Source organism: Shewanella sp., from assembly GCF_047975355.1.
Classification (GTDB): Bacteria; Pseudomonadota; Gammaproteobacteria; order Enterobacterales; family Shewanellaceae; genus Shewanella.
In genome coordinates this window covers 115561-128927 of the sequence record NZ_JBKEDJ010000025.1, presented here as the reverse complement: position 1 = coordinate 128927, position 13367 = coordinate 115561, and the positions used below count along the sequence as shown (strand labels likewise).

General features: G+C 43.7%; 12 protein-coding genes. 8 read left to right on the top strand and 4 right to left on the bottom strand.

Annotated elements, in window-relative coordinates:
* Window positions 1-94 precede the first annotated feature (94 nt).
* The 6 genes from ACK5NH_RS09025 (at window position 95) to ACK5NH_RS09000 (ending at window position 7708) form a co-directional block, all read left to right on the top strand.
* Complete coding sequence (locus tag ACK5NH_RS09025) at window positions 95-1807, top strand: proline--tRNA ligase (protein ID WP_416919367.1); 1713 nt, start codon at window positions 95-97, stop codon at window positions 1805-1807.
* Window positions 1808-2062: 255 nt separating this feature from the next.
* Window positions 2063-3187, top strand: a complete 1125-nt coding sequence (locus tag ACK5NH_RS09020; RefSeq protein ID WP_416919365.1) for a patatin-like phospholipase family protein — start codon at window positions 2063-2065, stop codon at window positions 3185-3187.
* 276 nt (window positions 3188-3463) lie between these two features.
* Window positions 3464-3712 carry a hypothetical protein gene (locus ACK5NH_RS09015; RefSeq protein WP_416919363.1) on the top strand — a complete coding sequence of 83 codons (249 nt, stop codon included), beginning with the start codon at window positions 3464-3466 and terminating at the stop codon, window positions 3710-3712.
* Between the two features lie 147 nt (window positions 3713-3859).
* Complete coding sequence (locus ACK5NH_RS09010) at window positions 3860-4570, top strand: YjbF family lipoprotein (RefSeq protein WP_416919361.1); 711 nt, start codon at window positions 3860-3862, stop codon at window positions 4568-4570.
* A 10-nt stretch (window positions 4571-4580) separates the two neighbouring features.
* Entirely contained in the window at window positions 4581-5366 is a 786-nt protein-coding gene (locus ACK5NH_RS09005) for a capsule biosynthesis GfcC family protein (protein WP_416919359.1), read from the top strand.
* Window positions 5366-7708, top strand: a complete 2343-nt coding sequence (locus tag ACK5NH_RS09000) for a YjbH domain-containing protein (protein ID WP_416919357.1) — start codon at window positions 5366-5368, stop codon at window positions 7706-7708. The genes ACK5NH_RS09005 and ACK5NH_RS09000 overlap by 1 nt, the downstream gene beginning before the upstream one ends.
* Window positions 7709-7733: 25 nt before the next feature.
* On the opposite strand, the gene rfbC is transcribed toward ACK5NH_RS09000, so the two are convergent.
* The 3 genes from rfbC to ACK5NH_RS08985 all read right to left on the bottom strand — a co-directional run bounded on the left by rfbC (window position 7734) and on the right by ACK5NH_RS08985 (window position 10638).
* Window positions 7734-8276 (bottom strand): dTDP-4-dehydrorhamnose 3,5-epimerase, encoded by a 543-nt coding sequence (rfbC, locus tag ACK5NH_RS08995; RefSeq protein WP_416919355.1) that lies wholly within the window; start codon window positions 8274-8276, stop codon window positions 7734-7736.
* Window positions 8263-9153, bottom strand: a complete 891-nt coding sequence (gene rfbA, locus ACK5NH_RS08990; RefSeq protein WP_416919353.1) for a glucose-1-phosphate thymidylyltransferase RfbA — start codon at window positions 9151-9153, stop codon at window positions 8263-8265. The genes rfbC and rfbA overlap by 14 nt, the downstream gene beginning before the upstream one ends.
* Window positions 9154-9276: 123 nt before the next feature.
* Complete coding sequence (locus ACK5NH_RS08985) at window positions 9277-10638, bottom strand: sensor histidine kinase (protein WP_416919351.1); 1362 nt, start codon at window positions 10636-10638, stop codon at window positions 9277-9279.
* Window positions 10639-10884: 246 nt separating this feature from the next.
* Here ACK5NH_RS08985 and ACK5NH_RS08980 point away from each other — a divergent pair, with 246 nt between their 5' ends.
* Window positions 10885-11373, top strand: coding sequence for a copper resistance protein NlpE (locus ACK5NH_RS08980; protein WP_416919349.1), 489 nt, complete (start codon window positions 10885-10887; stop codon window positions 11371-11373).
* 101 nt (window positions 11374-11474) lie between these two features.
* On the top strand, window positions 11475-12167 hold the full coding sequence (locus tag ACK5NH_RS08975) for a HutD family protein (RefSeq protein ID WP_416919347.1): 693 nt from the start codon (window positions 11475-11477) through the stop codon (window positions 12165-12167).
* A 65-nt stretch (window positions 12168-12232) separates the two neighbouring features.
* Here ACK5NH_RS08975 and rfbB read toward each other — a convergent pair whose 3' ends face one another.
* Window positions 12233-13258, bottom strand: coding sequence for a dTDP-glucose 4,6-dehydratase (gene rfbB / locus ACK5NH_RS08970; protein ID WP_416919345.1), 1026 nt, complete (start codon window positions 13256-13258; stop codon window positions 12233-12235).
* Between the last annotated feature and the right edge of the window lie 109 nt (window positions 13259-13367).

Genomic DNA, 13367 nt, shown 5'->3' with positions numbered 1-13367 from the left:
CTCCAGTTGATTGAATTTAACCTCAATCCATAGGTGACATCATCGAAGCAGGTGATAAAATGGCGCCCATTCAACTCAAATTTGGACATCGGTAATGCGCGTTAGCAAATACCTACTTTCTACTCAAAAAGAAACACCTGCGAATGCAGAAGTCATCAGCCATCAATTAATGCTACGTGCGGGTATGATCCGCCGTAACGCTTCAGGTCTATACAGCTATCTGCCCACGGGCCTGCGTGTATTGCGTAAAGTCGAAGCCATTGTTCGTGAAGAAATGAACAAAGCGGGCGCGATTGAAATCCTAATGCCTATGGTGCAACCGGCTGATTTATGGGTAGAAACTGGTCGTTGGGACAAATTTGGTCCTGAACTGCTGCGTTTTAAAGACCGCCATAACCGTGACTTCGTTCTGGGGCCAACCCACGAAGAAGTAATCACCGACTTAATCCGTAAAGAAGTCAGCTCTTACAAGCAATTACCGCTGAATCTTTACCAAATCCAGACCAAATTCCGTGACGAAGTGCGCCCACGCTTTGGCGTGATGCGTTCGCGCGAGTTCCTAATGAAAGATGCGTATTCTTTCCATCTGGACGTAGATACCATGAATGAAACCTATGAGGCCATGTATCAAGCCTATAGCAACATTCTTTCACGCATGGGCTTGGCCTTCCGCCCAGTTTTAGCGGACACAGGTTCTATCGGTGGCAGCATGTCACACGAGTTCCACGTATTGGCGCAAAGCGGTGAAGACTTAATCGCCTACTCTACTGGCAGCGACTATGCCGCTAACATCGAGAAAGCCGAATCACCAATGCCAACCGAAGCGCGTGGCTCGGCAACTGAAGCGTTACGTTTAGTCGATACGCCAGATGCGAAAACCATTGCCGAGTTAGTTGAACAATTCGGTTTAGATATCACTAAGACAGTGAAAACCTTGATTGTTAAGGGTGCGACGGAAGAAGCACCGCTGGTAGCGCTGATTGTACGTGGCGACCACGAGCTGAACGAAATCAAGGCAGACAAGCTAGATTTAGTGGCATCACCATTAGAATTTGCCCCAGAAGCCCTGATCCGTGACGCCATTGGCGCTGGTCCTGGCTCATTAGGCCCTGTCGGCCTGAATATGCCTATCATCATCGACCACAGTGTTAGCGTGATGAGCGACTTCGCCGCTGGCGCTAACCAAGATGACAAACACTACTTTGGCATCAACTGGGAGCGCGATCTGCCACTGGCACAAGCTGCCGATATCCGTAACGTGGTTGAAGGCGAGCCAACACCGGATGGTTTAGGGACTTATGCTATGGCTCGTGGTATCGAAGTGGGTCATATCTTCCAACTCGGTACTAACTATTCTAAATCGATGAATGCGACGGTTCTCGATGAGAACGGTAAATCACAAGTGTTGCTGATGGGGTGCTACGGTGTTGGCGTGAGCCGTATCGTAGCAGCGGCCATTGAGCAAAACTTTGATGACCGTGGCATTGTATGGCCAGAAGCCATTGCGCCATTCAGTGTGGGCATTCTGCCAATGAATATGCACAAGTCGCACCGCGTGACTGATATCGCCGAGCAGTTATACAAAGATTTAAGTGCTGCGGGTATCGATGTGCTACTGGATGACCGTAAAGAGCGTCCAGGCGTAATGTTCGCCGATATGGAACTGATTGGTATTCCACATACTGTGGTGATTGGCGATCGCAATATCGACGCCGGTGTATTTGAATACAAAAACCGCCGCACCGGTGAGAAGCAAGACGTACCATTCGACCAAATCGTCGATTTCTTAAAGAATCTGCAGCCTTAAACAAAAGTTTACCGCGCTGAATCCGCCGGTTTGAGCGAATACTTAAATAGGGTTCACGCGTATAAATGCAAACGCACTTAAGTCAGACTTAAGTGCGTTTTTTATTTTCCACCCTAATAACAGATTTGCTCTCTCCTCAGCTCAACCTCACACCAAAAACTAAAGATATGTCATTAAGATAACTGCTCAGACTTGCTTTTTTAGAGTAGGCATTGCTTTAATAAAATCATAATAACAAATCGTTGAGTCATAAGATTGCCAACATCAACAGCATTAGTTCTCGGAGGCGGTGGCGCCCGTGCAGCCTATCAAGTGGGAGTGCTAAAAGCACTGGTCCAACTCTATCCCCGCAACCATGGCGTACCCTTTAAAATCATTTGTGGCACATCTGCAGGTGCAATTAATGGCACTTCCATCGCCACCCATGCCTCCTGTTTCCACTTAGGGGTTAGAAAACTCGAATGGGTTTGGCGCCATTTTGAAACCAGAAAAGTATATCGCGCCTCCATTCCCGGCGTGTTAAGCCATTTGGCGAAAATGGCACTTAAAGGTCTACAGGATGATAAGGTCAATACGGATGCTGGCAGCCTACTCGATAACGAACCTTTACGACACTTACTCAATGAACTCATTGATTTTAAAAGAATTGATCGCAATATCCGCAACGGTGCATTAACGGCACTCAGTGTTGATACCTCCTGCTATAACAACTCACGCTCGGTGACGTTTTTTCAAGCGGCGCGGGATATTGAAAACTGGACCCGCGCAAGACGCAGCGGTGAGCGGCGAATGTTAAATACCGAACATTTGTTGGCAAGCTCGGCGATTCCCATGGTGTTCCCTTCAATTAAGCTTAACCAAGCCTACTATGGTGACGGCTCCGTCCACCAGCTGGCACCGCTTTCAAGTCCAATCCATTTAGGCGCCAATAAACTGCTGGTGATAAACCTAGACAGTCCCCATAAGCATTTCCCTATGGAGTTAGAATATCATCCCAAGACGGCAACCATTGCCGGTCATCTGCTGGATACAATATTTTCTGATACCTTAAATAGCGATCTTGAGCGCCTAGAGCGGATTAACCATACGCTGTCGTTGATCCCCGAAGAGAGCCGCGCTCAACTGTCATTACATCCGATAAAAACCCTAGTGATAAAACCCAGTGAAGACTTAAGTAAAATCGCCGCCCGTTTCTACGATGATATGCCTTGGGCGATCAAGACCTTACTAGGTTTTATCGGTATCGACAGGCAGTCAGACTCGAGTATTGTGTCCTATCTCTTGTTTGAGAAGTCATACACAAGTGCATTGATTGAATTGGGCTATAAAGATGGCATGGCTCAAATGGACGAACTAAAAGCGTTTTTTAATCTAGCTTGAGGTATTTATTGCCTAGGGCTTGTTACAAACGGTCAAATAAATCGATTTGAAGCACCAACCTCGACGTGGTATAAAATAAGTGTCGCCTCAGTGATCCAACGTGAATGTGGCAAACCCATTCTAAATTAAGGATTATTTGAAGGCGAATCGGCAGCAAATCAGTCTAAAGTTTGAATGGCGAAACAGATTTAACATTGATCATTTAAGTTGAATCGCCTATCATGCTGTACTAGATTAGCTAAAAATTAGGTTAATTTTTTCTAAAAGGGAATCACGATGAAAAAAACTTCATTAGCACTTATTGCTGCTATTTCAATGTTAGGCTCAGTTGCTGCAAATGCTAACCCAACTACTGGTGGCACAACTACTGGTGGCGCAACTACTGGTGGCGCAACTGGTACTCTAGTTGCTGGTGGTGTAGCAGGTGCAGCGGCTATTACTGGTATCGTAGTAGCATCTAACGGTTCTGACGGTAACCCAGTCACCAGCACTGGTACTAACACTACCACTGGTACTGGTAACTAAGCCATTAACCGGATATTTAAACAACCGCCACATGGCGGTTGTTTTTTTTCAGGCATTTAAAAGTAAAGGTCAACTCTTGATGACTTGAAATCCCCTCCACATGCCTTTACATTGACAACCAATTATTATTTAAAATAAGCAATCCGGATGCGTATATACACAAGATTATTTTCGCTAATATCGCTCTCAGCCTTTCTTATAGGTGTTTCTGGCTGTAGCCAACGAATTAGTGCGCTAAACGATACGATTAAGCTCGCCTTTATCGGTGATGATGATATCACTCTCAGTGCTGAACAAGTAAAAGCTAACCCCTATGCTAGTGTCTATGTAAAAATAGAAGATACACCCCAAGCATTTGTAGTATTAGCGTTTGCAGAACCCAAAGTGACTCTATCCCCTACCAAGCAAAATCCCGATGCTCTTGAACTTAAATGGTTATCTGCAGATAAAGGGATGTTAGTCACTGTCAATGGTCGCTTAGTCAAAACCCACAATCTACTCGCTGGTAATTTAAGTGCAGTCGAAAGTGATGAGCCAGACCCTTTGCTACTAGGTTTGCATTTAAGCAATACCCCAAAAACTTGGATTCGTACGCTAGACTGGCAACCCGGTTATCATTATGGCTATAAAGCAACATCTGAATTTAAATTGATTGCCGACGAAAAGATTCTAATCAACGGCCTCCCCACTCAAGCTCTACATTTTAGTGAAAATGTCTCTGTGGAAGCACTCAACATTAAATACCAAAATGAATTTTGGCTAGACCCAGAAAATGGTACCGTTCTTAAGAGTCGTCAGAAGATTGCGCCCAATCTGCCATTTATTGATATTACCTTGCTAAAGCCTTTTGCAGCTTAGTGGAGCCATAATGAAATCCTATACTCCTTCTTTAGCTCTACTGCTGAGTACATTATTTTTGCCTACAGTCCAAGCCAATACACAACTCTACGTCAGCACATCAGCTTCTAAAGAACCGCAGATGCAGATAACCTATCCTGCAACAATTCGTGTTGGACAAGCAGTGCAAGATGGTTTAACCCAACTGCCACTTTATAATAAGACAACAAGAAACGAAGCTATACCGATTTACTGGTTAGGTGCTGCATTGCTAGATCTACAAAACACCGCCGAACTAGAAGCCACTCGTCAGCATGTATTGCAGCAATTGGCAAATATTGGACAGCAAGTGGATAACAGCCAGTATATTGCGAAGCTTTCCAAATTTGCGCAGTTTCTCAGAAATATTAAACTCGGACAAAGGGTTAATCAGCCGTTAGATCTCGATTTAATTCGTATTACAGACGCCTATAATCCCAGCATTGATGGGCAATTTTTATTAGTGTTACCCCCTCGTCCGACAACAGTCACAGTGGTTGGATCCGTGGCACAAACGGGTGAACAAGTGTGGCAATCTCGTAAAAGCAGTAAAGACTATCTGAAGCAAGCTGGTTTATTGGAAAACGCTGAAAATAGTTTTGTATGGATAATTCAACCTGATGGTAATGCTATTCGACAACCTATTGCCTATTGGAATCATCAGGCTCAAGATATCGCACCTGGTGCAATACTCTTCGTTGAGTTTTCAAGCCTTTTTGATGATTATTCCACATTAAACAACAACATTATCGAATTACTCAAAAATCAGGCTCTGTAATGAAAAAGTCGACCCCCACTTTGCATACGTTCGGGCGTTTATCTGCGCTATCTTTAGCTCTACTACCTTTATTACACGTTAGCGCCGATGAATTTTCCTATCCCACACTCTTACCTTCACAATCAGATTTTGGTGGCGTAGGTTTAATGCAAATGCCTACGGGACGCATGGCTCCCGAAGGTGAATTTAATTTTGCCACCAGCTATAACGACGAATATCAGCATTTTACTGCATCAGTACAGTTATTTCCTTGGTTTGAAACAACAATCCGCTACACCCAAGTACAAGACTTACTCTACAGCGATGATCCAAGCTTTAGCGGAAGTACTAAATACACGGATAAAGGGATTGATTTTAAAGTTCGCCTACTCGAAGAAACCGATTGGTTACCCGAAACCTCCTTCGGCGTACGCGATTTTGGTGGAACAGGGTTATTTGATGGTGAGTTTATTGCAGCAACGAAGCGCGTAGGCCCACTCGACTTCACCTTAGGTATTGGTTGGGGTTATATAGGGAATAGCGGAAATCTCACTTCAGATAAAAAAGATCTCAATTACAACTGTGATAGAGATACTTCCTATGGAGGCTCTGGCGGCACTGTTGATTATCAACGTTGGTTTAAAGGCTGTGCCGCGCTCTTTGGTGGGATTGAGTATCAAACACCTTGGGAACCTCTGCGTTTAAAAGTTGAATACGATGGCAACGACTATCAATCCGACTTCCCTGTCGTTCGTGGTGGAGTCTCCATGCCACAAGACAGTAAATTTAATTATGGTATGCTCTATCGTTTTGGGGACTGGGGCGATCTGCATTTAAGTTATGAGCGTGGTAATACTTGGACACTAGGCTTTAGCCTACAAACCAACTTTAATACGCTAACCCAAATTAAACGCGACCCTGAAGCGGCCAAGTATAAACCCCTTCCAGCGGCGCCATTAACAAATGCAACAACAGAAGTAACTCAAAATTCTGATGCAACTAGTAAGGTTTCGAAGGTAGAAGTTACTGCTTTATCTGAAAAACAAACACCAGTTGAGCCTATATCAACCAACAAAGACACGACCCACAATGTTGACTGGAATAAGGTCGCCCAAGATTTACAGTCCATTGCTGGTTACTACAACGCCCAAATTTACCTCGACCATGACACAGTTACTGTGGTGGGTGAACAAAGCAAATTCCGCGACAGGAACGAAGCGCATCGGAGAGCGGCAACGATTCTCGCCAACAATACAGACACAGCAACTATAAAAGAATATCGCCTGATAGAAACCCACTATCATCAACCGGTAACAGAAACACGCATTGATAGCCATAAATTTGCTCAAGTGGCAAGTTATGGCTATATCAATGCAAAAATGGCCGACACCAGTGTGGTAAGTGTGCCAACATCACCACAGGGTAAATTAGTCACAGAAACAGACAAAGATTGGTTAGATAATTTCGGCTTTGATATTTCTCCAACTATGGTGCAATCCTTTGGCGGCTCAGAAGGATTCTATATGTTCAATATTGGCGTAACAGGTAGTGCGAGTTATCGCTTTAATGATAATTTCGAATTTTCTAGCTCCATATATCTGAACCTCTATGATAACTACGATAAGTTTTTGTACGATGTTCCACCTGATGGAACCGATCTAAAACGCGTACGTACACTAATTCGTCAATATGTACATGATAATCCTGTAAGGGTGAATAACCTGCAACTGACTTGGATGGATAATCTGAGTGAAAACATCTCCTATCAAGCCTATGGTGGCTATTTAGAGATGATGTATGGTGGTGTGGGTACAGAATTCCTCTATCGACCGCTTAACAGCCAATGGGCTTTTGGCTTTGATGTAAACTACGTCAAGCAACGCGATCCAGATAGTATGTTTGGCTTCTTCGAAGATGAGCATCAATTCGATCCGCTAACGAATAGAGCTTACAGAGTACAAACAGGTACAGTAACGGGTCATGCAACCGCCTATTATCAACCTAATTGGTTCCCAAATACCCTACTAAGGGTCAGTGCTGGCCAGTATTTAACTGAAGATAAAGGGGTAACCGTTGATTTCTCAAAACAATTTAATAGTGGTGTAATCGTAGGAGCCTTTGCGACTAAGACTAATCTCTCATCTGAAGAGTATGGCGAAGGAAGCTTTACTAAGGGGTTCTATATTTCGGTTCCATTCGATCTGATGACGATTAAGTCAACCCACAGCCGTGCATTCCTCTCTTGGATGCCATTGACGCGTGATGGTGGTCAGATGTTAGGTCGTAAATACAACCTATTCGATGTCACGGACGCTCGTGCACCTTGGTACACTCGCCCGAGTATTGAACATAACGACAAATAAAACCACATGCAGTGAGTGCCTAAAACTAGGCACTCACTGTTGCCTTCGCATCCCGAACAGACAGAATCGGCAGCTTGTCGAGTAGTGGCCAGTCAATGGCAAACTCAACACTATTCCACGCCAGCACATATTCATCATCTGGCGCGTAATAATCACTGCAGCGATAAATCACATCAGCATATTCACTCAAGACATAAAACCCATGGGCAAAACCAGGTGGGATCCACATTTGCAAATGGTTATCCGCAGAAAGTATCCTACCAACCCATTTACCATAGGTTGCAGATTGCGGACGAATATCCACTGCAACGTCAAAAATGCTGCCAACACACACACGGACTAATTTCCCCTGCGGATGCTTGCATTGATAGTGCAAGCCACGTAATACGTTCTGTTGTGAGCGACTGTAATTATCTTGTACTAATTCAACCGCCTTAAACCCTCGGCTTATCAAGCAATCAGCAAAGTACGCTTGTCGAAACGTTTCCATAAAAAAACCACGCTCGTCGCCAAATATCTTAGGTTCAAACACAAGTACTTCTGCAAGCTCGGTTTCAATGCACTTCATTAAACACCTGCTTATTTAATAATCCTAAGAGATACTCACCATAACCGCTTTTAAGCAGAGGTTGAGCTAAAGCGGTAAGCTGCACTGCATCTATCCAACCTGATTGAAAAGCAACTTCTTCAGGGCAGTTGACCTTCAAACCTTGACGTTTCTCAATAGCAGCAATAAATTGCGTGGCTTCGGCCATCGCATCGGGTGTCCCCGTATCTAGCCAAGCCGTTCCTCGTCCCATAATTTCAACCTGTAATTCACCAAGATGCAAATAGCGGTTAATCACATCAACGATTTCCAACTCTCCCCGCGCCGATAGCATCACTTTTTTAGCCCACTCACTGGCCCGATTATCAAAGAAATACAATCCAGGAATAGCATAGGAAGAACGCGCAATTCGGGGTTTCTCTTCGATAGAAATCGCTTTTCCGCTTTCATCAAATTCGACAACGCCGTAGGCATTCGGATTAGCTACATGGTAACCAAATACTGTCGCCCCCACCTTGAGTTGAGAGGCCCGATGCAAGTTTGTGCTCAGTTGTTGCCCATAAAACAGGTTATCACCGAGAATTAATGCACATGTATCGCCCGCCAAAAAAGCTTCGCCAATAATAAGCGCTTCGGCTAACCCATTTGGGGAAGGCTGGACAGCATATTCAAGCTGAATACCCCAGCGTCCACCATCACCAAGCAATGCCTGAAAAAGAGGTAAATCACCGCTAGTGCAAATAACTAAAATCTCTTTTATACCCGCCTGCATTAAGGTCACAAGTGGGTAATAAATCATTGGCTTATCGTAAATGGGCAATAACTGCTTACACACTACCTGTGTCATAGGATAAAGGCGTGAACCCGTTCCGCCCGCCAATAAAATGCCTTTTCTCATTGATATATCAAGGATTAGTGAGTCTAAGTAAAGGACGAAATTGTAGCATATAAATGCCAAGAAAGCAGAATGACACTAGGCCTGCAACAAGCAGCACCGTGGCCTCTAAGCGATGCACTGAGGTTATTTATCAGGGATCTGTATTTCAACCTTAACCCCTTCATGGGGAGATGAGGTCAGCATGATCATACCCTGTAGCTTTTGCGTCACCAGATTATAAATGATCGACATACCTAAACCTGTGCCGCCATCTTTACGTGCTGTAGTGAAAAAGGGTTCAAAGGCTTTTAATTTAACCTCGTCAGTCATCCCTACCCCATTATCTTGATACTGCATGCAAATATTCGAGCCTTGCTTTTCGACTCGGATGATAATGTTCTTATCCCCAGTAAAGCCCTCTGGAAATCCATGGCGAAAACTATTGGCGACTAAATTCGTAAAAATTTGCGCGATAGCGCCAGGGTAAGATTCAATAAAAATATCCTCATCAAACTCAACACTTAAAATGATATTTTTCTTACGCATTAATGGTCTTAACGAACTAAATATCTGATAAATATATGACTTTAAATTAAATCGCTCACACTCAAGCACCGATTGGTCCGCAGCTGTACGTTTAAAGTTATGGACTAACTCCGCGGCTCGAGAAAGATTGCGCTCAATCAGCCCTAAACCATCTTGCATGGTATTGATAAAACTTAAAAATTTATCTTCATCGAGATCGTTTTGTTCAAAAGCCGTTTTCAGCAGCGAGACTTCATCTAAACAATGGGTTACTGACGTCACGGCAATTCCTAGAGGCGTATTGACCTCGTGCGCAACCCCTGCGACTAAACTCCCTAACGCCGCCATTTTCTCGTTCTCGACTAAATGGTGTTGTATCGAACGCAAATCCGCCAGTACGGTCTCTAACTCTTGAGTCCGTTGCTCAACCTGCGTCTCTAAATCGGCATTAATGGCTTTTAACTGCTCCTGATAGTCCAAAATCTCCTTTGCGCTCATAGATCGGCCAAATAAGTCGGCCAACGCCGAAGCAAAGGCTTTTTCATCTCGTGTCCACTCACGAGGCTCACCTTGATGCTCAGAGCAGATAATGCCTACCATTTTACCTCGATGGCGTATAGGGCTATCTAACAGAGAGCTAATGTTATTGGGGACTAAGTAGGCCTCAACAAACTCATGGGTTGCTTTATCGATTTGAGCGAGATTTACCACTATGGCTCGCTCGTTATCCAATAGACTGAAATAATGAGGGTAATCCAGTCTGGTTAATATCAGCGCTTCCTGCCTGAGCTTATTATCGAGCAAGTAAAAGCAATGCATACTTTGGTGGTCTTCACTCCATAACCAGATACCGGCGCGGCTAATTTTTAAGCCTTTACAAACGGATGACACGATAAGTTGCGAAGCCTCAACGAGATCGCCACCATCAATAATGGATGAGCGACTTACGTCAAATAGAATTCTGTCTAACATACGCGTCATAATATTGCTGTATCCCGCTTAGAGCCTAGTGACTTAAAAATTTGTCAGTGAACTTGGCGACTCAACCTTAAGTAATACCATTCAGTATAGATTCAATCTGTAAACTAACGAGGCTAAATGTTTGAGCAGGATGCTATTTGTTTGCAAGGTCAATACTTAGTCTCCTACTTACTAAATCGAAAACACTCTCTGTGGTGTCATGAGCCATGATAAAAGCACGCTGAATAAATAAGGTTGGAACACGCTATGATGGCAGGTATCATCATACGACAGTCAATAAATCAAATGGTTAAGATGAACATGAAACTTTCACAGATTACACTCGCTCTTCTAGCCTTAATGATGACCGCATGCGGTGAGCCAGCAAACACCGCAAATAAGAACGGCGTTGCTCAAACCAATATATCTCTAGGCGATAACAGCCAAAATGCACTCGATTGGCCAGGTGAATATGTAGGTGTACTGCCCTGCGCAAGCTGTGAAGGTATTGAAACCACACTCACGCTACAAGCGGATAATAGCTTTCAATTAAAAAGTATTTATTTAGGTAAAGATGAATCCATCTTCAAAGTGGTAGGGAAATTTGATTGGGATAAGAGTGGCTCAAAAATCACCCTCTCTGATGGTAGCAAATACCACGTCGGTGAAAACCAGCTGTTTATGTTAGATATGGAAGGTAATAGGGTAAGCGGTGAACTAGCCGAACATTATATTTTAAAGAAGAAAGGGATTTAACATTGAACGCGCTTTTCTACGAGAAGTTTACTGTTAGATCTTGAGAAACTCGCATCCTAAAGCCACGTTGTTGCGCCTTATGATCTAATGAGAAACAAAAGTTGAAATCAAATATCCAGATCATCCGTTATCAAGACTGCGAATCGAGTTTATGGAAAAATGGCGGCGGCAGTACTAAACAACTGTTGATATCGCCAAAGGCTGCAGACCTTAACAACTTTGATTTTAGGATAAGCATAGCCACCATTTTGAGCGATGGCCCCTTCTCACAATTTTTAGGCATTGATAGACAGCTGTGTATCTTAGAAGGTGAAGGAGTAAGACTAAACATCAAGGCTGATAATTTAGCTCTATCAGAGGAAGTCGTCATCCTAGGTCCAAATGATCCCCCATTTTGCTTTAGCGGCGAAATTCCAATTGAAAGCGAGTTATTAGATAAACAGATTTTAGACTTTAATGTGATGACGAGACGCGCTAGTTACACTGCAAGGATTGAGCGCATCGAGTGCAATGGCACTCTTGAAATTGAAACAAAAGCTAACAGTGCTCACCTGAGTGCAAATGAGCAGTCTATACAATTTTTGCTCCCGCTAGCACCAATCACCTGTATTTATCAAGGAGAGAAGATGGCACTTCAACGTTACGATCTGCTGCAATTAGCAGAAGAACAGGAGGCAACAGTGAAATACTTCACGCTGATAAGCAGTAAAAAATGTCAGTTGATACGTGTATTTATTGAGGCCACACAGTCATTAGTATTAAGTAACAATTTAGCGCAATCCATACCAGATTGAATATATCGCGGACTTAACGGCATTGTGTGATGTAAAGCTAGAAATATCCAATCCACTGAGGCATTTTAGTTTAATTGTGCCTGCTGCGTAATCATCCAAGCGACAGTCTTTCTAAGCCCTGATTCAAAAGACTCTACCGCTTTCCAGCCTAATTCCTGTTGAATTTTACTAGCATCAATCGCATAGCGAACATCGTGTCCCGGGCGGTCAATCACATGTTCAATTAAAGCTGCAAAACCGTCTCCTTTCATCGCAAGCGATTGTGGGTGAGTAGGTATTAACTCCTCAAGTAATAAGCAAATTTGTTGCACCACAGCCAAATTAGACTGCTCGCAGGAGCCACCAATATTATAGGTTTGTCCAAGCTGACCTTGAGTGGCGACTAAATAGAGCGCCTTAACGTGATCATCCACATACAGCCAATCCCGCACTTGTTGACCATTGCCATAAATTGGCAACGGTTTACCCTGCAACGCATTGGTGACCATTAAGGGAATGAGTTTTTCAGGGTATTGAAACGGACCATAGTTATTCGAACAGTTAGTGATCACTATCGGTAAGCCATAGGTTCGATACCAGGCGCGAACTAAATGATCGGCAGAGGCTTTACTGGCCGAATAGGGAGAGCTCGGATCATAGGCAGATGTTTCACTAAACAATCCAGTTTCGGTCAGTGAACCAAAAACCTCATCGGTAGAAACATGATGAAATCTAAATAACCCTTTTCGCGTATCCGCTAATTGCTGCCAATATCGGCGCGAAGCTTCTAACAACGTATAGGTGCCCACAATGTTGGTTTGGATAAATGCAGCGGGTCCTTCAATCGAGCGATCAACATGACTTTCAGCCGCTAAATGCATTACCACATCGGGCTGATGAGCCTGAAAGACTTGCTCTAATGTCTCTCCATCACAAATATCCGCCTGTATGAAATGATAGCGCTCACTCTCGGCAATAGCTGCTAAAGCCTCAGGGTGACTGGCATAGGTTAACTTATCGACATTGATCACGACACACATCGTTTTCTCAATCAGCATTCGCACTAATGCCGAACCGATAAACCCAGCACCACCAGTAACCAAAATCCGCATTATATCTTTCACACCTTACAGCTTTGAAAGCAAAAGTAACGAATTATATCAGAAAAGCTAAGCGCTTAGCTGTCAATATAAGCGGATCATCACGCGCTAAGTCTAGAAT